Source organism: Streptomyces sp. NPDC029151, assembly GCF_055564315.1.
The window spans coordinates 183,916-205,333 of sequence record NZ_JBVHWQ010000011.1; the positions used below are offsets into that span (position 1 = coordinate 183,916).

At 73.8% G+C, this 21,418-nt stretch carries 19 protein-coding genes and 1 pseudogene; 10 read left to right on the forward strand and 10 right to left on the reverse strand.

Features of this window, described 5'->3' with window-relative positions; translation table 11 throughout:
• The first annotated feature begins 136 nt into the window (after positions 1–136).
• Both ACZ4VF_RS32645 and ACZ4VF_RS32650 read left to right on the forward strand, forming a co-directional pair.
• Positions 137–1,978: an HSP90 family protein gene (locus ACZ4VF_RS32645; protein WP_467930531.1), complete on the forward strand. Its 1,842-nt coding sequence runs from the start codon at positions 137–139 to the stop codon at positions 1,976–1,978.
• Positions 1,975–4,968: a tetratricopeptide repeat protein gene (locus ACZ4VF_RS32650; protein WP_467930532.1), complete on the forward strand. Its 2,994-nt coding sequence runs from the start codon at positions 1,975–1,977 to the stop codon at positions 4,966–4,968. The genes ACZ4VF_RS32645 and ACZ4VF_RS32650 overlap by 4 nt, the downstream gene beginning before the upstream one ends.
• Positions 4,969–4,980: 12 nt before the next feature.
• Here the strand turns inward: ACZ4VF_RS32650 and ACZ4VF_RS32655 are convergent, their stop codons facing one another.
• Positions 4,981–6,750, reverse strand: a complete 1,770-nt coding sequence (locus tag ACZ4VF_RS32655) for a DAK2 domain-containing protein (protein ID WP_467930533.1) — start codon at positions 6,748–6,750, stop codon at positions 4,981–4,983.
• Between the two features lie 257 nt (positions 6,751–7,007).
• Here ACZ4VF_RS32655 and rpmB point away from each other — a divergent pair, with 257 nt between their 5' ends.
• The 4 genes and pseudogenes from rpmB (at position 7,008) to ACZ4VF_RS32675 (ending at position 10,719) form a co-directional block, all read left to right on the forward strand.
• Positions 7,008–7,193: a 50S ribosomal protein L28 gene (rpmB, locus tag ACZ4VF_RS32660; protein WP_003993230.1), complete on the forward strand. Its 186-nt coding sequence runs from the start codon at positions 7,008–7,010 to the stop codon at positions 7,191–7,193.
• A gap of 130 nt (positions 7,194–7,323) precedes the next feature.
• Positions 7,324–8,223 (forward strand): annotated as a pseudogene (locus tag ACZ4VF_RS32665) (AfsR/SARP family transcriptional regulator); the annotation flags it as partial.
• A gap of 641 nt (positions 8,224–8,864) precedes the next feature.
• Positions 8,865–9,482, forward strand: a complete 618-nt coding sequence (locus ACZ4VF_RS32670) for a tetratricopeptide repeat protein (RefSeq protein WP_467930608.1) — start codon at positions 8,865–8,867, stop codon at positions 9,480–9,482.
• A 34-nt stretch (positions 9,483–9,516) separates the two neighbouring features.
• Entirely contained in the window at positions 9,517–10,719 is a 1,203-nt protein-coding gene (locus tag ACZ4VF_RS32675) for an FAD-dependent monooxygenase (RefSeq protein ID WP_467930607.1), read from the forward strand.
• Between the two features lie 143 nt (positions 10,720–10,862).
• On the opposite strand, the gene thiD is transcribed toward ACZ4VF_RS32675, so the two are convergent.
• Positions 10,863–11,672, reverse strand: coding sequence for a bifunctional hydroxymethylpyrimidine kinase/phosphomethylpyrimidine kinase (gene thiD / locus ACZ4VF_RS32680; protein WP_467930534.1), 810 nt, complete (start codon positions 11,670–11,672; stop codon positions 10,863–10,865).
• The gene (locus tag ACZ4VF_RS32685) at positions 11,669–12,634 is read right to left on the reverse strand and encodes a thiamine-phosphate kinase (RefSeq protein ID WP_467930536.1); all 966 of its coding nucleotides are present in this window, start codon (positions 12,632–12,634) and stop codon (positions 11,669–11,671) included. Before ACZ4VF_RS32685 ends, thiD begins: the two co-directional genes overlap by 4 nt.
• A gap of 280 nt (positions 12,635–12,914) precedes the next feature.
• Here ACZ4VF_RS32685 and ACZ4VF_RS32690 point away from each other — a divergent pair, with 280 nt between their 5' ends.
• A complete protein-coding gene (locus ACZ4VF_RS32690) occupies positions 12,915–13,148 on the forward strand; it encodes an Lrp/AsnC family transcriptional regulator (protein ID WP_028802415.1) in 234 nt (77 codons plus the stop codon).
• 20 nt (positions 13,149–13,168) lie between these two features.
• On the forward strand, positions 13,169–13,690 hold the full coding sequence (locus tag ACZ4VF_RS32695; protein ID WP_467930537.1) for a DUF3515 domain-containing protein: 522 nt from the start codon (positions 13,169–13,171) through the stop codon (positions 13,688–13,690).
• A gap of 12 nt (positions 13,691–13,702) precedes the next feature.
• Here ACZ4VF_RS32695 and ACZ4VF_RS32700 read toward each other — a convergent pair whose 3' ends face one another.
• From ACZ4VF_RS32700 to ACZ4VF_RS32710, 3 genes are all read right to left on the reverse strand, one after another.
• Positions 13,703–14,860 (reverse strand): D-alanine--D-alanine ligase family protein, encoded by a 1,158-nt coding sequence (locus ACZ4VF_RS32700; RefSeq protein ID WP_467930538.1) that lies wholly within the window; start codon positions 14,858–14,860, stop codon positions 13,703–13,705.
• 103 nt (positions 14,861–14,963) lie between these two features.
• Positions 14,964–15,974, reverse strand: coding sequence for an NAD(P)H-dependent glycerol-3-phosphate dehydrogenase (locus ACZ4VF_RS32705; RefSeq protein ID WP_467930539.1), 1,011 nt, complete (start codon positions 15,972–15,974; stop codon positions 14,964–14,966).
• Positions 15,971–16,801: a lysophospholipid acyltransferase family protein gene (locus tag ACZ4VF_RS32710; protein WP_467930541.1), complete on the reverse strand. Its 831-nt coding sequence runs from the start codon at positions 16,799–16,801 to the stop codon at positions 15,971–15,973. The genes ACZ4VF_RS32705 and ACZ4VF_RS32710 overlap by 4 nt, the downstream gene beginning before the upstream one ends.
• A 153-nt stretch (positions 16,802–16,954) precedes the next feature.
• On the opposite strand from ACZ4VF_RS32710, the gene cofC reads away from it, so the two are divergent.
• Complete coding sequence (gene cofC / locus ACZ4VF_RS32715; protein WP_467930542.1) at positions 16,955–17,593, forward strand: 2-phospho-L-lactate guanylyltransferase; 639 nt, start codon at positions 16,955–16,957, stop codon at positions 17,591–17,593.
• A 102-nt stretch (positions 17,594–17,695) separates the two neighbouring features.
• Positions 17,696–17,899: a hypothetical protein gene (locus ACZ4VF_RS32720; protein ID WP_467930543.1), complete on the forward strand. Its 204-nt coding sequence runs from the start codon at positions 17,696–17,698 to the stop codon at positions 17,897–17,899.
• A gap of 71 nt (positions 17,900–17,970) precedes the next feature.
• On the opposite strand, the gene ACZ4VF_RS32725 is transcribed toward ACZ4VF_RS32720, so the two are convergent.
• From ACZ4VF_RS32725 to leuC, 4 genes are all read right to left on the reverse strand, one after another.
• Positions 17,971–18,651, reverse strand: coding sequence for an HU family DNA-binding protein (locus ACZ4VF_RS32725; RefSeq protein ID WP_467930544.1), 681 nt, complete (start codon positions 18,649–18,651; stop codon positions 17,971–17,973).
• A gap of 136 nt (positions 18,652–18,787) precedes the next feature.
• Positions 18,788–19,018: an SCO5555 family protein gene (locus ACZ4VF_RS32730; protein WP_467930546.1), complete on the reverse strand. Its 231-nt coding sequence runs from the start codon at positions 19,016–19,018 to the stop codon at positions 18,788–18,790.
• A gap of 275 nt (positions 19,019–19,293) precedes the next feature.
• Positions 19,294–19,887 carry a 3-isopropylmalate dehydratase small subunit gene (leuD, locus tag ACZ4VF_RS32735; protein ID WP_467930547.1) on the reverse strand — a complete coding sequence of 198 codons (594 nt, stop codon included), beginning with the start codon at positions 19,885–19,887 and terminating at the stop codon, positions 19,294–19,296.
• A 5-nt stretch (positions 19,888–19,892) separates the two neighbouring features.
• Positions 19,893–21,317 (reverse strand): 3-isopropylmalate dehydratase large subunit, encoded by a 1,425-nt coding sequence (leuC, locus tag ACZ4VF_RS32740; RefSeq protein WP_467930548.1) that lies wholly within the window; start codon positions 21,315–21,317, stop codon positions 19,893–19,895.
• Positions 21,318–21,418 lie beyond the last annotated feature (101 nt).

Here is a 21,418-nt window from a genome sequence, read left to right on the forward strand (position 1 = left end):
TAAACATCAGGGAAACTCCTGGTCAGGCGGGCTGTTCCGGGCCTAGGATGGCGCGCTCCGGCCATCCTTCGCGGTCACCGCCCCGCCGGGACCGCCCGACCCCGCGCCGCGCACTCCCCCCTCCGGCGCAGTGACGATGGACTCCTCCCAGACCTCCCAGGCATCCCAGGCATCCCGGTCACCTCATCCACCTCACAGTTTCCAGGTCGACCTGCGCGGTCTCGTGGACCTGCTCTCCCATCACCTCTACTCCAGTCCCCGGGTCTACCTGCGCGAGCTGCTGCAGAACGCCGTGGACGCCGTCACCGCCCGGCGGGCCGCCGAGCCGGACGCCCCGGCGCGGATCCGGCTGCACGCCGCGGACGGCGCCCTGCGGGTGGAGGACACCGGCATCGGGCTCACCGAGCCGGACGTGCACAGCCTGCTGGCGACCATCGGCCGCAGCTCCAAGCGGGCCGAGGGCCTGCAGGAGGCCCGGGCGGACTTCCTCGGCCAGTTCGGCATCGGGCTGCTGGCCTGCTTCCTGGTCGCCGAGCGGATCCGGGTGGTCAGCCGCAGCGCCCGTACGCCGAAGGCACCGCCGGTGGAGTGGACGGCGCGCGACGACGGTTCGTACACCGTGCGCACCCTCCCCGACGCCGAGCGGCCCGAGCCGGGTACGACCGTGTACCTGACGGCGCGGGCCGGCGCGGCCGAGTGGCTGGCGCCGGACCGGGTCCGCGAGCTGGCCCGGGACTTCGGCTCGCTGCTGCCGTACGACGTCCGGGTCGGCGGCGAGCCGGTCACCGACCTGCCCGCCCCCTGGGACCGCTCCTACCCCGGCCCCGCCGGCCGGCGCGTGGCGCTGGCCCGGCACTGCCAGGAGCTGTTCGGTTTCGCCCCGCTGGACTCCATCGACCTGGACGTGCCGCTGGCCGGGGTCCGCGGGGTGGCGTACGTGCTGCCGTCGGCGGTCAGCCCGGCCCAGCGGGCGACGCACCGGGTGCACCTGAAGGGCATGCTGCTCACCGAGCGGGCCGAACAGCTGCTGCCGGACTGGGCGTTCTTCGTGCGCTGCGTCCTGGACACCGACAGCCTGCGGCCCACCGCCTCGCGCGAGTCGCTGTACGAGGACGAGACCCTCGCCGCCGTACGGGACGCCCTCGGCGGAAGGATCCGGTCCTGGCTGACCGGGCTCGCGGCCGGCGACCCCGAGCGCCTGTCGGCCTTCCTCGCCGTGCACCACCTGGGTGTGAAGTCCCTGGCCCGGCACGACGCGGAGATGCTGCGCACGATGCTGCCGTGGCTGCCGTTCGAGACGACCGACGGGCAGCTGTCCCTGGAGGAGTTCGCGCGGCGGCACCCGGTGGTGCACTTCACGCGGACCGTCGAGGAGTACCGGCAGGTCGCGCCGATCGCCTCCGCGCAGGGCGTCGGCGTGGTCAACGGCGGCTACACCTACGACAGCGAGCTGGTCGAGGCGCTGCCGCGGGTGCGGCCCGGGACGGTGGTCGCCGAGCTGGACGCGGACACCGTGACCGCGCACCTGGACGCGGTCGACCCGGGCGAGGAGCTCGCCCTGGCCGGTTTCCTCGCCACCGCGCGGGACCGGCTCGACCCGCTGGGCTGCGACGTGGTCCTGCGGGCCTTCCACCCGCTGTCCGTGCCCGCGCTGCACCTGAACGACCGGGCCGCCCGGCACGAGCAGGCCCGGGCGGAGGCCGAGGAGCAGGCCGACGACCTGTGGGCGGGCATCCTGGGCTCGCTGCGCGGCAGCGCCCCGCGCGCGCGTCTGGTGCTCAACCACCTCAACCCGCTGGTCCGGCGGATCGGCGGCCTCCGCGATCCGGAGCTGATCGGCACCGCGACCGAGTCGCTGTACGGGCAGGCCCTGCTGATGGCGCAGCGCCCGCTCCGCCCGGCCGACACGGCGCTGCTCAACCGGGCGTTCATCGGGCTGCTCGCATGGGCGACCCACGGCGAGGAGGACGGACGATGACGAGCGAGATCACCGACTTCGACGCGCTGCGCCGGGCGCTGGCGGAGAACTCCGAGGAACCGGAGGGCCCGGCCCGCAACGCGCGCGCGGAGCAGCTGCTCGCCGAGGCCGAGAGGCTGAACGTCCCGCTGGCCGTGATCGAGGCGCTCGGGCACCAGCTGAAGGTCTACAACTACAGCTCCGAGAAGGACAGGATGTTCGTCCCGTTCGCGCGGCTGCTGCGCATGTGGGACGAACGGCCGGAGGACTTCGACGCGTACGAGACGCACTCGCTGCACTGGGTCTTCAAGTGGATGTCGGCGGGCATGGTGGACCAGCCGCACATCCCGCTCGCCTCGATCGAGAAGTGGCTCGGTGAGATGGAGCACCGCTACCGGCTCGCGGGCCACTCGGAACGTGCCGTGCGCAGCGCGGAGTTCACGGTGGCCGCGCACACCGGGGACCTCGCGCGTGCGGAGCGGGCGTACGCCGCGTGGCTGGCCGCCGACCGGGACGCGATGGCCGACTGCCACGCCTGCGAGCTGCACGGGCAGGGCGTCTGGCAGGTGCGGTGCGGGCGGGACGCGGAGGCGCTCCGGCTGTGGCGGCCGGTGCTCGACGGCGAGTTCGCCTGCGCGCACGAACCGCACACGGTGCTCGCCTCCTCGCTGGCCCCGCTGCTGCGCCTCGGCCGCCTGGAGGAGGCGCGGGCCCACCACCTGCGCGGTTTCCGGCTGGTGCGGCCGATGGAGAGCATGCGGGGCGCGTACGCCGACCACGTGGAGTTCTGCGCGCTGACCGGGAACGAGGCGCGCGGTCTGGAGCTGCTGGCCGAGCGGCCGGCGTACTTCACGGACACCGGGCATCCGCGCAGCCGGCTGGACTTCATGGCCGTGGTGACGCTGCTCATGGACCGGCTGACCGAGCTGGGCCTCGGCGCGCAGCGGGTGCCGGGGCCGGCCGGGCGGACCTGGACCGCACGGGAACTCGCCGCGCACGCGCGCGCGGAGGCGACGGACCTGGCCGAGCGGTTCGACCGCCGCAACGGCACGTCCGCCGTGGGCGACCGGATCCGGGCGCGGATGGCCCAGCGTCCGCTGGAGGAGCGGCTGCCGCTGGGCGTGCGTACGGTGCGCCCCGCCCCGGCGCCCGCCCCGCCGGCCGCGGCTCCGGCGGCGGACGTCGTGGGCGGACCCGGCCTGCCCGACCTGCTCGCGGAGGCGCGGCGGCTGTCGGAGACCCTGCGGCCGCACGCCCTGCAGGCGTGGGCGGCGGTGGCACGGGCCGCCGGGGACGGCACCGGCCTCGAGCCGCGCGACCGCGCGGAGATCGCCGACCACGAGGCGATGGCGCTCGGGCCCGAGGGTCTCCCCCTGTTCGAACGGGCGGCGGTCCTGTACGCGGAGGCCGGCGACCCCGGCGAGGCACTGGCCGCACGCGCGCGTGCGGCGTACATCCGCGCCCTGGCGGGAGAGGTGGACGCGGCCCTCGCCGCGGTCACGGAGCTGTACGACCAGGTGCTCGCGCTGTACGCCGACGAGGGCACCGGGGTGCGGCAGACGGCGTCGGTGGTGATGAGCCGGGCGCGGGTGCTGATGCGCCGGGTGCACGAGGCGGCCGCGGGCGGCGGCCGGGACGCCGTGCGGGCCGTCGCCGAGGCCGAGGCGGCCGTGCGCGAGGTGCCGGCGCTCGTCGACGGGTGCGGCGGGGACGACGTACGGCTGGCGGCGCGGGCCGCCGAGGCGCGGGCGATGCTCGCCGAGCTGGCCGCGCTCACCGGGGACGCGGAGCGGGCGGCGAAGCTGTTCCGGCGTTCCGCCGACGCGTACGTGGCCGCCGGGCTGCCCTGGTTCGCGGTGGAGTACGAGGTGCAGGTCGCCGCCCTGGCCCACCAGGCCGGCGACCTGGGCGGGGCCGAGCACGCGCTGCGGGCGGCCCTGGAGCACGGCGGCCCGTACGTGGAGCCGGTGGGGCGGGCCCAGCTGCACCTCCAGCTCGCGGAGGTGCTCGGCGGCAGGGACGCGCCCGGCGAGGCGGCCGAGCACGCGCTCCAGGCCGCGCACTGGGCCGACGAGGCCGGTGAGAGCGCCACTCTGGGCGCCTGGGCGCGGCAGCAGCTGGGCGGCTTCCTGCTCCGCCGGGGCCGGTACGCGGAGGCCGCCGAGGTGCTGGAGTCCGCGCTGGCCGACCTGAGCGCCGGGACGCACGGCGACGGGGTGGTCGTGCAGGCGCACTGGTGGCTCGGGGACTGCCTGGGCGAGCTGGGCGAGCACCGGGCCGCCGCCGAGGAGCGGCTCAAGGCAGCCGACCTGGCCCGGCACTGGCCCGAGCAGCAGGACCACGCCACGCTCGCCCACCTCGCCGCCGAGTCGCTGGGCAACGCGGGACTGGCGGCGGAGGCGGACCGGGCCTACGCGCGCGCGGGCGAGCTGTGGCGGGCACTCGGCAACGCCCCGTTCCTGGTCCGCTCGCTGCGCGCCCGGGCCTGGCTGGCGCTGGACGGGGAGTCCGGTGCGGCGGACGCCCGGGCGCTGATGGCGGAGGCGGTACGGGAGTGCGAGAGGGCGCTGGCGGCGGCCGAGGGCGAGGACCGGGAGGAGCTGGCCGCGGAACTCGGCGGCACCCACCGGCAGTGCGCGGAGCTGCTGGCCCGCTCGGCGTCCGAGGAGGCCGAGGACACGGCGATCCGGGCCGTGTTCGAGGCGGCGCTGGAGCAGATGACCCGGGCCGTGGCGGTGTTCGCCGGGCTCGGCGCGGCCGGGCTGCACAGCCGTACCGGCGCCGAACTGGGCGCGGGCTGGCTGGAGGCCGACCTGGGCCGCCCGGCGGACGCGGCGGCACGCGCGCGTGCGGTGCTCGCGGCCTACGCGGGCGCGGACGACGGCGACGAGACCGTACTGGCCCGCCGGGAGGAGGCCGCGCAGATGCTGGAGGCCGCGCGGGAAGGGCAAGAGGCCGCGCGGGAAGGTGAGGAGGCCGAGCGGGAAGGGGAAGGGGCCGGCCGGGGCTGAGCGGCGGTCGCGTCACTCCACGCCGATGAGCAGCAGCGCGCCCTGCCTCCCCCCGCGGTAGGCGACCGTGTCCACCGCCAGGTACGACTCCCGTACGTGGGCCTCCAGGTGCCCGGCGACGGTCGCGGGCGCCTCGTCGCCGACGACGAGCGTGACCAGTTCGCCGCCGGCCTGGAGCATGCGGTCCAGGACGGTCCGGGCGGTGGCGGTGACGTCCGCGCCGATCACCGCGACGTCGCCGTCGATGAGGCCGAGCACATCCCCGGCCTGGCAGATGCCGACCGTGGTCCAGGACTCGTGCTCGGCGACGACCACCTCGGCGTAGCGGGTGGCGCCCGCCGCCGAGGTCATCTGGACCACGTCCTCGTCGAAGCGGCGCCCCGGCTCGTGCACCGCGAGCGCGGCGATGCCCTGGACCGCCGAGCGGGTCGGGATCAGCGCGACGCGGATGCCCTCGGTGCGGGCCTGCTCGGCCGCCGCGGCGGCCGTGTGGCGCAGGTCGGCGTCGTTGGGCAGCAGGACGATTTCGCGCGCGTGGGCCCGCCGTACCGCCTGCACCAGCTCCCCGCTGGCGGGCGGCTCCCCGGGGCGCGCGAGGACGGTGGTCGCGCCCGCCTCGGCGTACAGCCCGGCCAGTCCCTCGCCCGGTACGACGGCGACGACCGCGCGCTGGGCCCGCTCGCGCGGCGGGCGCTCCCGCCCGGTGCGCACTTCGCCGAGCCCGAAGTGGGTGATCCGGATCCGGTACGGCCGCCCGGCCTCCACACCGGCCTCCACGGCGGCGCCCGCGTCGTCCACGTGCACATGGACGTTCCACAGCCCGTCGCCGCCGACCACGACCAGGGAGTCCCCGAGAGCGTCGAGCCGCGTCCGCAGCCGGGTCACGGCCGCGTCGTCGGCCTCCAGGAGGTAGATCACCTCGAAGGCGGGGCCGCCGGTGTCGGACGGGCACTCCGGGGCCGTCTCCACGGCCGTGTCCGTGAGCGCCTGCCCGTCCGGCTCCGTGCCCGCACCCGTCCCTTCGCCCGCCCCTGCGCCCGTGGCTTCGTGCTCTTGGCGCGCGTGCGCGGCGGGCGCTTCCACGCGCGCGTGGAGGTCGTGGAGGTCACGGAGCGGAGCCTCGCGCGCCGCCTCCCCCGTGAACGCCTCCACCAGCGCCCCCAGCACCGCCACCAGCCCCCGGCCGCCCGCGTCGACCACGCCGGCCCGTTCGAGCACGGCCAGCTGGCCCGGGGTCGCGGCCAGCGCCGCCCGCGCGCCCTCGTAGGCGGCCCGGGCGACCGTTCCGCAGTCGCCCTCGGCTCCCTCGGCGGCGTCGGCTGCGGCCGAGGCGACCGTGAGCACCGTGCCCTCGACGGGGTGGGCCACGGCCTGCCGGGCGGAGTCCGCGGCCCGGCGCAGGGCCAGCCGCAGCGCCGAGCCGTCGGTGTGAGGGGAGTCACCGGCGTCCGCGAGCACCTGGGCCATGCCGCGCAGCAGTTGCGCGAGGATCGTCCCGGAGTTGCCCCGGGCCCCGATGAGCGCGCCGTGGGCCATGGCCCGCACGGCGTCGGCCAGGGCGGGCTCCCCGGCACCGGTGCCGTGCCCGGTGAACACCGCCTCCACGGCCGTCGCGGCCGACTCCACGGTCAGATAGAGGTTGGTCCCGGTGTCCCCGTCGGCCACCGGGTAGACGTTGATCGCGTCGATCTCCTCACGGGCCCGGCCCAGTGCCCGGAGCGCCAGACCGCACCAGGTGCGCACCGCGAGAGCATCGAAGAATGTCTGCGGCACCTGCGCCACCTGCGCCTCCCTGAGCCGGCCGTACGTGGGACGCAGCGTAGACCCCGGACCGGTGTACTCCGGAAGAGGGCGGGGCGGGGGGCCTGAGCTGCCATGGTAGTTTCGTTGTACGGACGCAGTCGTTGTATGCTGCTCCGGTTGCCCGATCCGATCGGGCCATTCCCCTGGCAGCGCCACTCAAGATCTCAGGTCTTAGGATCTCGATCCCGGCATGCCGGGATCAACCGTAAGTGCATCTGAAGTCTTTGGAGTGACCCGTGGCTGCCAACTGCGACGTCTGCGGCAAGGGGCCGGGCTTCGGCAACAACATCTCGCACTCGCACCGCCGTACGTCCCGTCGCTGGAACCCGAACATCCAGCGTGTGCGTACCGTGGTCGGCGGGACGCCGAAGCGCGTGAACGCTTGCACCTCGTGCATCAAGGCCGGCAAGGTCTCGCGCTGACGCTTCAGCTGAGCGCGCGGCCACTGCCTGCTGGTTCGCTGCACTGAGCCGGTCCACCTCCGGGTGGGCCGGCTTTTTGCCGTCCCCATGAACGGCCCATGAACGGCCGTGGCCTGCCACAATCCACGGAATGCGCTTCGGCATCCTGGGCCCGGTCGAGATCCACACCGACGACGGCACCCCGCTCGACCCCGGCGGCCCCCGCCCCCGCGCCCTGCTCACCCTGCTGCCGCTCGACGCCGGCCGCCCCGTGTCCGTGGAACGGCTCCTGGACGGCCTGTACGGCGCCGAACCGCCCGCCGGGGCCGTGAGCGCGCTCCAGTCCCAGATCTCCCGCCTGCGCCGGCGGCTCGCGCCGCACGCCGGCATCGACGCCGGCCCCGCCGGGTACGCCCTCGCCGTCGCCCCGGACGCGGTCGACGCCCACCGGTTCGCCCGGCTGGCCGCCGAGGGCCGTACGGCGCTCACCGCCGGCGACCACCCGCGGGCGGCGGCCCTCCTGCGTGACGCCCTCGCGCTGTGGCGTGGGCCGGTGCTGCCCGACCTGCCGGACGCGCACGCCGACCGGGCCCGGCTGGAGGAGCTGCGGCTGACCGTCGTCCAGGACCGGATCGAGGCCGAGCTGGGTACCGGCGGCGGGCCGGAGCTGGTGCCCGAGCTGCGGGCGCTGCTCCAGCGGCGTCCGCTGGACGAGCGGCTGTACGGGCAGCTGATGCGGGCCCTGCACGCGGCCGGGCGGCCCGCCGAGGCGCTGGCGGTGTTCGAGGGCGCGCGGCGCGCGCTCGCCGACGAGCTGGGCGCGGACCCCTCGCCGGAGCTGTCCGCGCTCCACCTCGATCTGCTCCGGGACGGCGCCGAACCCCCGGCCCGGCCCCGGCTCCCGGCCCAGCTGACCCGGTTCGTGGGCCGCGAGGCGGAACTGGCCCGGATCGGCCGCGCCCTGTCCGACTCCCGCCTGGTGACCCTGACCGGCCCCGGCGGCGTCGGCAAGACCCGCCTCGCCCTGGAGGCGGCCCGGGCCCACACCGGCACGGACACATCCCGGGCCCACACCGGCACGGACACGTCCCGAATCCACACCGGCACCGCGCGACGGCCACCCGCGCATCCCCGCCCGGACACGGACCGGACCCACCTCTCCGGCCCCCCGCCGCAGCCACCCGCCCACGCCCGCACGGTCCGGCCCCGAACCCGTCCGGCCCCGGTCACGGACCCCGCCCGGTCCCCCGGCACCGCCGCTCCCCCGCGCCCGGGTGCCGCGCCGGACGTCTGTCTGGTCGAGCTGGCGCCGGTCGCCGACGGTTCCCGGATTCCGTACGCGGTGCTGGCGGCGCTGGGGGTGCGGGACGGGTTCCGGAGTCCGGCCACGGACGCCTTGGACCGGCTGCTGGAGGTGCTGGCGGACCGTGCGGTGCTGCTGGTGCTCGACAACTGCGAGCACCTGGTGGAAGCCGCCGCGCGAACGGCCGCGCTGCTGCTGGGCGCCTGCCCGGCGGTGCGTGTGCTGGCGACCAGCCGGGAGTCGCTGGGCGTCACGGGCGAGGTGCTGGTGCCGGTGCCGCCGCTGCCCGAGGAGCCGGCCGTGCGGTTGCTTGTCTCGACCCGCTGGGCGGTTTCGCGTACGGCCGGGGCGAGTACGCGCGGGCGCTGGCCCTGCTCGACGAGGGCCTGGTGCACGTGCGCGAGCTGGACGCACCGGAGGAGACCGCCGACCTGCTGCGCACCCGGGGAGCGGTGCTGCTGGCCCAGGGCGCGTCGCGGGAGGCCGCGGCGCACTTCACGCGCGCCGGTGAGCTGGCCCGTACCGCCGGGGCCACGGACAAGGTGGCCGGGGCGCTGCGCGGCCTGGGCGACGCGGCGCGGCTGGCCGGGGACACGGCACGCGCGCGCGTGCACTACGAGAACGCCCTGGAGGCCTGCGCGGCCACCTGGTTCAGCGTCGGGGAGACGGCACGGATCCTCCTCGGTCTGGGGCGCGCGTCCCTCGCCGGGGGTGACCCGGACACCGCCCGGGACTGGCTCGTCCAGGCCCGCGCGCACGCCCTGGACCCGCCCGATCCGCTCCTGCTCGCCGATGTCGCCTACGCCCTCGCGGCCGTCGCCCCGCGGCCGGAGCGGGCGGCCGAACTCCTCGGCGCCGCCGCCGCCCTGCGCGGCGCGCCCCTGCACGGGGACCCGGACGTCGCGCGGACGACGGAGCACACGCGCGCGTGCCTGTCCTCCGAGGCGTACCGCACGGCCTACGGGAGAGGCCACAGGCTGCGGTCGGCGGCGGTCAGCGAACGGTAGGCGGACGGTAAGCGGGGGCCGGGAGCGTGGCCGCATGACGAAGACACACGACCTCGGCCACCTGTCCGTCCTGATCTCCGGCGCCAGCGTCGCCGGCCCCGCCCTCGCCCTGAACCTGGCCCGCTACGGCGCCCGGGTCACGGTCGTGGAGAAGGCGCCCGCCCTGCGCGCCGGCGGCTTCGCGGTCGACTTCCGGGGGCACGTGCACCGTACGGTGCTCACCGCGATGGGCATCTGGGACGACGTCCACGCCCACCGGACCCGCATGGGCCCGCAGCGCGTCGTCGCCGCCGACGGCACCCCGCGGGTGGACCTGCCCGCGGAGATGATGAGCGGCGATGTGGAGATCTTCCGCGGCGACCTGGCACGGATCATGTACGAGCGGACGAAGGACTCGGCGGAGTACGTCTTCGGCGACTGGATCACCGCGCTGGCCGACACCCCGCGGGGCGTGGAGGTCGCGTTCGAGCGGGGTGCGTCCCGCCGCTTCGACCTCGTCGTCGCCGCCGACGGCCTGCACTCGAACACCCGCCGCCTGGTGTTCGGGGACGAGTCCCGCTACCTGCGCTTCCTCGACCACTACGTGGCCGGCTTCAGCCTCCCCAACCACCTGGGGCTGAACCGCACCGGCCTGCTGTACAGCGAGCCCGGCCGCTGCGTCGGCCTCAACAACTACGACGGCGACCCGGAGCGGGCCGGCGCGCTGCTGGTCTTCCGGTCCGAGCAGCTGGCGTACGACCGCCGGGACGTCGCGGCGCAGAAGCGGATCCTCCGCGAGCGGTTCGCCGGGATGGGCTGGGAGACGCCGGCCGTGCTGGAGGGCCTCGCGGAGACGGACGACCTGTACTTCGACGCCATCGCGCAGATCCACGTCGACCGTCTCACCCGGGGGCGGGTGGCGCTGCTCGGGGACGCCGGGTACGGGGCGACGATGGGCGGCATGGGCACGGGTGTGGCGATCGTCGCCGCCCATGTCCTCGCCGGTGAGCTGGCCCTGGCGGGCGGCGACCACCGGGTGGCGCTGGCCGCCTACGAGAGCCGGATCCGGGACTTCGCCAGGGGCTGCCAGAAGATCTCCGGCAACGCGGGGCCGTTCTTCGCGCCGGCCACCGAGCGGCGCATCCGCAGCCGGGACCGGATGTACCGGCTGCTCGGCTCGCGGATGCTGGCCGGGTTCTTCAAGCGGCTCACGGAGAAGGCGGCGACCGCCGTCGACCTCGGGGAGTACCCCGCCTGACCCCGGGCCGCGGAAGGGTCCGCCGGTCCCGCCCGCCCTCGGGACGGAAAACGGCCCCGCCCGGCCTCCCGAGCCGGACGAGAGCCCCGCCCGGCCCACAGCCGGAAGAGGCCCACAGCCGGAAGAGGCCCGCAGGCCGTCCCTCAGGGCAGGGCCCGCCCCAGCGCCCAGCCGTGGTCCACGGGACCGATCCCCGTCCCGAGGGCGAACCCGGCGGCGATGGCCCCGGTGACGTACTCCTTGGCCGCCGTGACCGCCTCCGGCACGGACCGCCCCCTGGCCAGGCCGCAGGCGATCGCGGAGGCCAGGGTGCAGCCGGTGCCGTGGGTGTGCCGGTTGTCGTGGCGGGGGGCCCGAAGCACGTGTTCCTCGGTGCCGTCGGTGAGCAGGTCCACGGCGTCGCCCGCGAGGTGCCCGCCCTTGATCAGCACCCACCGCGGCCCGAACTCCAGCACGGCCGCGGCGGCCCGTCGCAGATCGTCCTCCGAGTGGACGCGGACGCCGGTGAGTTGGGCGACCTCGTCCAGGTTCGGGGTGGCGACGGTGGCGGCGGGCAGCAGTTTCGTGCGCACCGAGTCCAGCGCGGAGGCGGCCAGCAGCGGGTCGCCGTGCTTGGAGACGCCGACCGGGTCGACCACGGCCGGCGCGTCCGTGCCGGAGATCAACTCGGCGACCGCCTCGACCAGTTCGGCGGAGGCCAGCATGCCGGTCTTCACGGCCTGGACGCCGATGTCGTCCACGACGCTGCGGTACTGCGCCCGCACCGCCTCCACCGGCAGTTCCCAGGCGCCCTGGACGCCCAGGGAGTTCTGCGCGGTCACCGCGGTGAGCACGCTCATGCCGTGCACGCCGAGCGCGAGCATCGTCTTCAGATCGGCCTGGACGCCGGCGCCGCCGCCGGAGTCCGAGCCGGCCACCGTGAGCACCCCGGGCGGGGCCGCGGAGGCGCTCACGACTCGATGTCCCCGAAGTGGTCCCAGCCGCCCTTGCTGGTCCAGGGCGCCCCGTCGACCGTCACCTGGGGCAGCGCGGAGGGGTTGAGGACCTCGCCGATGACCTTCCAGCGGGCCGGGAGCTTGGCGTCCGGCGGGAAGGTGGCCACGATCGCGTGGTCCTCTCCCCCGCTCAGTACCCACTGGAGCGGGTCCACGCCGACGGCCTGCCCGATGTCGTTCATCTGGGTGGGGATGTCGATCGCGCCGGAGCGGATGTCGATGCGGACCTTGCTGGCCTCGGCGATGTGCCCGAGGTCGGCGATCAGGCCGTCGCTGACGTCGCACATCGCGGTGGCGCCGAGCGCGGCGGCGGCCGGACCCGCGTGGTACGGCGGCTCGGGGCGCCGGTGGGCCTCCACGAAGGCGCGCGGCGAGCGGAAGCCGCGGGCGAGCACCGCGTACCCGGCGGCGGACCAGCCCAGCCAGCCGGTGACGGCCACGAGGTCCCCGGGCTGGGCTCCCGCGCGCGTGACGGGCTCCTGGTTGCGCAGATCGCCGAGCGCGGTGATCGAGACCATGATCGTGTCGCCGCGTACGACGTCCCCGCCGACCACGGAGGCGCCGGCGACCTGGCACTCGTCGCGCAGCCCGTCCATCAGTTCGGTGGGCCAGGTGACCGGAAGTTCGGCCGGGACGACCAGGCCGAGCAGCAGCGCGGTCGGCACGGCGCCCATCGCGGCGATGTCGGCGAGGTTCTGCGCGGCGGCCTTGCGGCCGACGTCGTAGGCCGTGGACCAGTCGCGGCGGAAGTGCCGGCCCTCCAGCAGGATGTCGGTGCTGGCCACCACCCGGCGGTCGGGGGCGGCGACCACCGCGGCGTCGTCGCCGGGGCCGACCCGGACCGCCGGGGTGGTGGTGAGACGGGAGGTCAGCTCCCTGATGAGCCCGAACTCACCTAGCTCACCCACTGTGCCCTTCATTGCCTCAAGCCCCTTCTGTGCCGTGCCCTGCACCGGTCGCGCGTCATCAGTGTCCCCGATACGGTCGAGAGGACCGTAAGTCGCGGCCCCCGCGACCGCCGGTCCGGTCCTCGACGACCGTCGGTACGGTCCGGGTGACCGTCCATGTCCCTCGTGGTCCGTCGTGCCCGCACCCTGGCGCGCAAGCCCGGTTCCCGCAGGTCTCCCCGCGGGGAGCGGCGACGCGATACCGTGGCGTTCCTTTCCCCCACATGATCCTCGTGGCCGCCCTGGAGGTTCCGTGGTACAGGCGTACATCCTGATCCAGACGGAGGTCGGCAAGGCGTCGACCGTCGCCGAGACGATCAGCAAGATCCCTGGAGTGATCCAGGCGGAGGACGTGACGGGACCGTACGACGTGATCGTGCGTGCCCAGGCCGACACCGTCGACGAACTCGGCCGCATGGTGGTCGCCAAGGTCCAGCAGGTGGACGGCATCACGCGCACCCTGACCTGCCCGGTCGTCCATCTGTAGCCCCCGTCTACGCTGGGCCGGTGAACTTCTTCCGTCACCGGCCTCTCGGCCTGCTCGCGCCCGTCGTGCTCATCGCGGTCGCGGGCTGCTCCGCCGCGGACGACGGCGACACCGTCGCGGTCCCCACCCCCGACGCGAAGACCGCCCCGCTCTGCCGTGACCTGGCCAAGGTGCTGCCACGGAAGGTGAACGGGCGAAGCCGCCAGGACCCCGAACCCCGGTCCGCCTACACGGCGGGCTGGGGAAGCCCGGCGATCATACTGCGCTGCGGCATCGTCCGGCCGCCGAAGATGGTCGATCCCAAGGTGGCCCTGGGCCAGGACCCGGACGCGATCGGCGGCGGGGTCAACGGGGTGGAGTGGCTGATGGAGAAGGAGGACGACGGGACGTGGCGGTTCACCACGTCCGAACGTCGCGCGTATGTGCAGGTGACCCTGCCGAAGGAGCTGTCCGGGGCGGACGACAGCGCCCAGGTGCTGATGGACCTGGCGCCGGCCGTCAAGAAGGCGATCCCCGAGGGGCTCGCCTCCATGCGGCACTGAGCCGCCGCGGTCTCAGCGCAGCCCGGTGGAGCGGCGCAGCGCCGCCTGCACCAGGCGGTCCACCAGCTCGGGGTAGCCGATCCCGGTCTCCTGCCACATCTTCGGGTACATCGAGATCGGCGTGAAGCCGGGCATGGTGTTGATCTCGTTGATCACGAACTCGCCGTCCTCGGTGAGGAAGAAGTCCGCGCGGACCAGGCCCTCGCAGGAGGCCGCCTCGAACGCCTCGACGGCGAGCCCCCGCACCTCGGCGGTCTGCTCCGGGGTGAGCGGGGCCGGGACGACGCCGGGCGTGGAGTCGATGTACTTGGCCTCGAAGTCGTAGTACGCGTGCGCGTCCGGGGGCGGGATCTCCGCCGGGACGGAGGCCCGCGGGCCGTCCTCGAACTCCAGGACGCCGCACTCGATCTCACGGCCCCGCAGGGCCGCCTCGATCAGGATCTTCGGGTCGTGGGACTGCGCCTCGGCGATCGCCTCGTCCAGGCCGGACAGGTCGTCGACCTTGGTGATGCCGATGGAGGAGCCCGCGCGCGCGGGCTTCACGAACAGCGGCCAGCCGTGCTCACCGGCGAAGTCGACGATCCTCTTGCGGGCGGCGGACTCGTCCTGCGCCCACTCGCGGGGCCGGATCACCAGGTACGGGCCGACCTTGAGCCCGAAGGAGGTGAACACCCGCTTCATATACTCCTTGTCCTGGCCGACGGCCGAGGCGAGCACACCCGAGCCGACGTACGGCACACCGGACAGCTCCAGCAGGCCCTGCAGGGTGCCGTCCTCGCCGTAGGGGCCGTGGAGCACCGGGAAGACCACGTCGACCTCGCCGAGCGCCTTGGGCACGGAGCCGGGCTCGCTGTAGACGACCTCGCGGTTCGCGGGGTCGACGGGGAGCACCACGCCGCCCTCGTGCGACTCCGCCAGCTCCTCCACGCTGGGGGTACGGCGGTCGGTGATGGCCATCCGCTCCGGCTCGTCGGCCGTCAGCGCCCAGCGGCCGTCCGTGGTGATGCCGATCGGCAGGACGTCGTACTTCGTCCGGTCGATGGCCTTGAGGACGGCCCCGGCGGTGACCACGGAGATCCCGTGTTCGGAGCTGCGGCCGCCGAACACGACGGCGACGCGCGGCTTGCGCGACGGCTGCTCAGGGCTCTGGGGAAGGTTCTCGGTGCTCATATCGGGTTGAGAGTACCCGGTGGTATCCCGCGAGTCAGCGCCCGCTCGGCGGCCGTGACTGCGTGTCCCCCGGGCGGTCGCTCAGCGTCGCGCGGGCGGGGGTTCAGCGCCTCTCGGGCTTGGCGCTGCGGGCCATCAGCTCCTTGAGCGCGACGACCGGTGACTTGCCCTCGTGGACGATGCCGACGACCGTCTCGGTGATGGGCATGTCGACGCCGTGCCGGCGGGCCAGATCCAGCACCGACTCGCAGGACTTGACGCCCTCGGCGGTCTGCCGGGTGACCGCGATGGTCTCCTCCAGGGTCATGCCCTTGCCGAGGTTGGTGCCGAAGGTGTGGTTGCGGGACAGCGGCGAGGAGCAGGTGGCCACCAGGTCGCCGAGGCCCGCGAGTCCGGAGAAGGTCAGCGGGTCGGCGCCCATCGCGAGGCCGAGCCGGGTGGTCTCGGCGAGACCGCGGGTGATGAGCGAGCCCTTGGCGTTGTCGCCGAGCCCCATGCCGTCGGCGATGCCGACCGCGAGCCCGATGACGTTCTTGACCGCGCCGGCGAGTTCGCAGCCGACCACGTCGGTGTTGGTGTACGGCCGGAAGTACGGCGTGTGGCAGGCCGCCTGGAGCCGCTGGGCGACCCGCTCGTCGGTGCAGGCCACGACGGCGAGGGCGGGCATGCGGGCGGCGATCTCGCGGGCCAGGTTGGGCCCGGTGACGACCGCGATCCGGTCGGCGCCGACCTTGGCGACGTCCTCGATCACCTCGCTCATCCGCATGGTCGAGCCGAGTTCGACGCCCTTCATCAGGGAGACGAGCACGGTGTCCGGCGCGAGCCGCGGCGCCCACTCGGTGAGGTTGGCGCGCAGCGTCTGGGAGGGAACGGCGAGCACGGTGAAGTCCGCGTCGCCGAGGGCCTCGGCCGCGTCCGCGGTGGCGCGCAGGTTCTCCGGGAGCTCCACGCCGGGCAGGTAGTCCGGGTTGGTCCGGGTGGAGTTGACCGCCTCGGCCAGCTCCGGGCGGCGGGCCCACAGGGTCACGTCGCAGCCGGCGTCGGCGAGGACCATGCCGAAGGCGGTGCCCCACGAACCGGTGCCCATGACGGCCGCCCGCACAGGCTTGCTCACTTGCTCTGCCCTTCCGCCTGCCGGCCCTCGGTCCGCACCTGCGCCGACGGCTGTACCTGCGCCTTCGCCTGTGCCTGTGCCTTCGCCTTCGCCTGCGCCTGGGTGCGGCGGCGCTGTTCGATCCGCTCCCGGCGCGGGTCGTACGGCGTCTCGGGCGCCTTCTCGCCGCGGATCTGCTCCAGCTGGCGGGTGATGGCCGCCATGATGACCTCGGTGGCCTCCTTGAGCACCTCCGGGGTCATCTCCTGGCCGTAGAAACGGGAGAGGTCCACCGGCGGACCCGCGAGCACGTGGTGCGTCTTGCGCGGGAAGAGGTTCGGCTTCCGGGCGTACGGGGGCAGCAGTTCGTTGGCGCCCCACTGGGCGACCGGGATGACCGGGCACTTGGTCTGCAGGGCGACCCGGGCGGCGCCGGTCTTGCCGGTCATGGGCCAGCCGTTCGGGTCGCGGGTGAGGGTGCCCTCGGGGTAGAAGGCCACGCACTCGCCGCGTTCCACGGCGTCGATCGCGGCCCGGAAGGCGCTCAGGGCGTCCGTGGACTCGCGGTAGACGGGGATCTGCCCGGTGCCGCGCATCGCGGCGCCGACGAATCCCTTCTTGAAAAGCCCGCTCTTCGCCAGGAATCGCGGCACCCGTCCGGTGTTGTACTGATAGTGCGCGTACGCGAAGGGGTCCACGTGGGAATTGTGGTTCACCACGGTGATAAATCCGCCCTCGGCCGGAATGTGCTCCATTCCGCGCCAGTCCCGCTTGATCAGAACCACCAGCGGCGGTTTGCAGATCACCGCGGCGAAGCGGTACCAGAAGCCGATTCTGCGGCGGGGCACAAGGACACCTTCCTCTAGGACTGCCACCCCGGCGGGGGCCGCACAAGTCTGGCCCCGGGCCGCCGGTCTGTCGAGAACACCGTACGCCCCGCCACCGAACGCGCCAGATGGCGCGGGGGACAATGAGCGCGACGAGAGAGGGACGGTACGCCGGTGCAGTGGACCTTGGTCATCCCCCTGAAGCCCCTCACGCGGGCCAAGAGCAGGCTCGCGGACACCGCCCACGACGGGGTGCGCCCCGGGCTGGCACTGGCGTTCGCGCAGGACACCGTCGGCGCGGCGCTGGCGTGCCCGGCGGTGTCGGATGTGGCGGTCGTCACGGACGACGAACTGGCCGGCCGGGAGCTGGCCGCGCTGGGCGCGCGGATCGTCCCGGACACCCCCCGCGGCGGTCTGAACGCCGCCCTGGCGCACGGAGCGGCCGTCGTGCGGTCGCTGCGCCCGGCCGTCCCGCTGGCGGCCCTGAACGCCGACCTGCCGGCCCTGCGGCCGGCGGAATTGTCCCGGGTACTGTCCGCCGCCGCGGAATTCCCCCGGGCATTTCTGGCGGATGCGGCGGAAAGGGGTACGACACTGCTGGCCGCCGGTACCGGCCGGGAATTGCGGCCGGCGTTCGGCACCGATTCCCGCTCCCGCCACCGCGCCTCCGGTGCGACGGAACTCGTGCTCACGGGGGTCGATTCGGTACGCCAGGACGTGGACACCGGCGACGATCTGCGTGCGGCGCTGCGGCTGGGCGTGGGCCGGCACACGGCGGCGGCGTCGGCGGGCTTGCTGATCCCGGGCTCCTGAAGACGCCCCCGCAGATCTTCGGCTTCACGGCCCCGAGACGCCCGGGTCGCCCGCGGCACCTGCCGCGGAAGCCGGATCCGGAGCGACCAGTAGGCTGCTGCCATGCAGGCCACCGCATACACCTACGACCCGGACACCCGCAGCGGTCAGGTGCTCCTCGACGACGGCACCCCGGTGCCCTTCGACGCCGCCGCGTTCGACGCCGGGGGCCTGCGCCTGCTGCGCCCCGGACAGCGCGTGCGGATCGAGACGGAGGGCGAGGGCGGCGCCGTGCGGATCACCCTCGTCACCCTTCAGACCCTGTAACCGCCCCCGCACACACCGCGGGCCGGGCTCCCCTGGGGAGTCCGGCCCGGCGCGTGAACGTCCTGGCGGCCTTACGACGTCGCCTTGCGGGCGGTGGTCTTCTTGGCGGTGGTCTTGCGGGCCGTCGACTTCTTGGCCGGGGCCTTCTTCGCGGTGACCTTCTTGGCCGGGGCCTTCTTGGCCGTCGACGCCTTCTTGGCGGTGGTCTTCTTCGCGGCGGGCGTGGCGGTCTTGGCGGCCGTCGTGGTCTTCTTCGCGGCGGGCGCCTTCTTCGCCGTGGTCTTCTTCGCGGCGGCGGTGGTGGTGGCCTTCTTCGCCGGCGTCGCCTTCTTCGCGGTGGTCTTCTTCGCCGCGGCGGTGGCCGTCTTCTTCGCGGCGGCCTTCTTGCCGGCGGCCTTGGCGATGGTGGGCGGCGCGCCGGACAGGCTGCCCTTGGGCGCCTTCTTGACCGAGACCTCGCCCCCGCGCGGGAGCTTCTTCGAGCCGCTCACCAGGTCCTTGAAGCCCTGACCGGCACGGAAGCGCGGGACGGAGGTCTTCTTGACCCGAACCCGCTCGCCCGTCTGGGGGTTGCGGGCGTAGCGGGCGGGGCGGTCCACCTTCTCGAAGGACCCGAAGCCGGTGACCGAGACCCGCTCGCCCGCGACGACCGCGCGGACGATGGCGTCCAGGACATGATCGACAGCATCGGCGGCCTGCTGGCGGCCACCCACCTTGTCGGCAATCGCTTCTACGAGCTGCGCCTTGTTCACGTCTTCCCCTTCGGAGACCTCGCCAGAACGAAAGTGTTCAAGCTTTTTCGCACGTTAGGCAGATATATACCGCAAATCAAACACGAAACGGGCTTATCACCCTTGTGCCGCAACGGACTCGGCCGTCCCGGACGGTTCAGCGGTCCTCGTCAGGGATCCGACCCGTGTCGAGATCCGCCGTGAACCGATCGAGCCGCCTTGCCGCGTCGGCGAGATCGTGCTTGGCCGCGGCCGTAATGACCAGCAGCTTCCGGGTCAGCGCCATCCGTACGCCCTCCGGGACTTGCAGTGCGCGCACTCTTGCGTGCGCTTCCTTGAGTTGGTTCGCGACCGCCGCATAGAGCTGGAGTTGGCCGTCGTGTTCCATGCACAGATTGTGCCATCTGGGGCGAGTTGTCGCCTGCGCAGGGGGTAACTGCCGCCTCAAATGGCCTTCCAGGCACTTGCGGAGGGCGCGAACACAGCACTCACGTACCCGAACAACAGGCGTCCTAACGTGGGCAGTTGAGCTGAGCAGGACGGACGGGCAGGGCCGTTCGGGTGCAGACATGGCCGTACCCCCGATCGTGGCGATCGGGGGTACGGACGGGGTGTCGCGGTGGCCGAAACCCGACCCGTTCAGGGGGTTCCGGGCCGAGTGGATCAGACGGGGAGGGTGCGCGGCTTGTAGGCGGGGCGCCCGGCCTCGTAGGCGGCGATGTCGGACTCGTTCCGGAGCGTGATGGAGATGTCGTCCAGGCCGTTCAGCAGCCGCCAGCGGGAGTTCTCGTCCAGCTCGAAGGAGGCGGTGATGCCCCCGGCGCGCACCTCACGCGCCTCAAGGTCCACAGTGACCTCAGTAGTGGGGTCCGCTTCCGTCAGCTCCCACAGCGCGTCCACGGTCTTCTGGTCCAGCACCACCGTGAGCAGGCCGTTCTTCAGCGAGTTGCCCCGGAAGATGTCGGCGAAGCGGGAGGAGATCACGGCCTTGAAGCCGTAGTTCTGCAACGCCCAGACGGCGTGCTCGCGGGAGGAGCCGGTGCCGAAGTCGGGTCCGGCGACCAGGACGGTGGCGCCCTGCCGCTCGGGGCGGTTGAGGACGAACTCCGGGTCCTTGCGCCAGGCCTCGAACAGACCGTCCTCGAAGCCGTCCCGGGTGACCTTCTTGAGCCAGTGAGCAGGGATGATCTGGTCGGTGTCGACGTTGCTGCGGCGCAGCGGGACGGCCCGGCCGGTGTGGGTGGTGAAGGCTTCCATGATTCTCAGACTCCAGCGGGCGCGGGGGCGTCGGTCAGGTCGGCGGGCGAGGCCAGGTGGCCCAGGACGGCGGTCGCGGCCGCGACCTGCGGCGACACCAGGTGCGTACGGCCGCCCTTGCCCTGCCGGCCCTCGAAGTTGCGGTTGGAGGTGGAGGCGGAGCGCTCGCCCGGTGCCAGCTGGTCGGGGTTCATGCCGAGGCACATCGAGCAGCCGGCGTGCCGCCATTCGGCACCGGCCTCCTTGAAGACCACGTCCAGGCCCTCGGAGACGGCCTGCAGGCCCACCCGCGCGGAGCCCGGGACGACCAGCATCCGTACGCCGTCGGCGACTTTGCGGCCCCGCAGCAGGTCGGCGGCGGCGCGCAGGTCCTCGATGCGGCCGTTGGTGCAGGAACCTACGAAGACCGTGTCCACCTTGATGGAACGCAGCGGCTGTCCGGCCTCCAACCCCATGTACTCCAGGGCCTTTTCGGCGGCGAAGCGCTCCGAAGCGTCTTCGTACGAAGCCGGGTCGGGGACGTCCGCCGAAAGCGGCGCGCCCTGGCCGGGGTTGGTGCCCCAGGTGACGAAGGGGGACAGCGACGCCGCGTCGATGTGCACCTCGGCGTCGAAGACGGCGTCCTCGTCGGTCCGCAGGGTCTTCCAGTAGGCGACGGCCGCGTCCCAGTCGGCGCCCTCGGGGGCGTGCGGGCGGCCCTGGAGGTACGCGAAGGTGGTCTCGTCGGGGGCGATCATGCCCGCGCGGGCACCGGCCTCGATCGACATGTTGCAGATGGTCATCCGGGCCTCCATCGAGAGCTTCTCGATGGCGGAGCCGCGGTACTCCAGGACGTAGCCCTGGCCGCCGCCGGTGCCGATCTTCGCGATGATCGCCAGGATCAGGTCCTTGGCGGTGACGCCGTCGGGCAGCTCGCCGTCGACCGTGATCGCCATGGTCTTCGGGCGGGCCATCGGCAGCGTCTGGGTGGCCAGCACGTGCTCGACCTGGGAGGTGCCGATGCCGAACGCCAGCGCGCCGAAGGCACCGTGCGTGGAGGTGTGCGAGTCGCCGCAGACGACGGTCGTGCCGGGCTGGGTCAGGCCCAGCTGCGGGCCGACGACGTGCACCACGCCCTGCTCGACGTCGCCCAGGGGGTGCAGCCGCACTCCGAACTCGGCGCAGTTCTTGCGCAGGGTCTCCAGCTGGGCGCGGGAGACGGGGTCGGCGATGGGCTTGTCGATGTCGAGGGTCGGGGTGTTGTGGTCCTCGGTCGCGATGGTGAGGTCGAGACGGCGCACCTGGCGGCCGCTCTTGCGGAGCCCGTCGAAGGCCTGGGGGCTGGTCACCTCGTGCAGCAGGTGCAGATCGATGTAGAGGAGGTCGGGCTCGCCCTCGGCGCGCCGGACGACATGGTCGTCCCAGACCTTCTCCGCGAGTGTCCTACCCATCGCTTTCCCTCCGGCCGGCAAGCGTCCACCGACCCAACTAGAGATCTTGAGGAGCGGTGGCTGCCCGTCTCGGGGCCCCTGAACGTCGTGATTCCGGGCGT

Bases quoted from the DNA above. Each gene is read 5' to 3' on its own strand.
- ACZ4VF_RS32645 (WP_467930531.1), top strand. From the start codon at position 137: ATGGACTCCTCCCAGACCTCCCAGGCATCCCAGGCATCCCGGTCACCT.
- ACZ4VF_RS32650 (WP_467930532.1), top strand. From the start codon at position 1,975: ATGACGAGCGAGATCACCGACTTCGACGCGCTGCGCCGGGCGCTGGCG.
- ACZ4VF_RS32675 (WP_467930607.1), top strand. From the start codon at position 9,517: ATGACGAAGACACACGACCTCGGCCACCTGTCCGTCCTGATCTCCGGC.
- ACZ4VF_RS32685 (WP_467930536.1), bottom strand. From the start codon at position 12,634: ATGAAGGGCACAGTGGGTGAGCTAGGTGAGTTCGGGCTCATCAGGGAG.
- ACZ4VF_RS32700 (WP_467930538.1), bottom strand. From the start codon at position 14,860: ATGAGCACCGAGAACCTTCCCCAGAGCCCTGAGCAGCCGTCGCGCAAG.
- ACZ4VF_RS32720 (WP_467930543.1), top strand. From the start codon at position 17,696: ATGCAGGCCACCGCATACACCTACGACCCGGACACCCGCAGCGGTCAG.
- ACZ4VF_RS32730 (WP_467930546.1), bottom strand. From the start codon at position 19,018: ATGGAACACGACGGCCAACTCCAGCTCTATGCGGCGGTCGCGAACCAA.
- leuD (WP_467930547.1), bottom strand. From the start codon at position 19,887: ATGGAAGCCTTCACCACCCACACCGGCCGGGCCGTCCCGCTGCGCCGC.
- leuC (WP_467930548.1), bottom strand. From the start codon at position 21,317: ATGGGTAGGACACTCGCGGAGAAGGTCTGGGACGACCATGTCGTCCGG.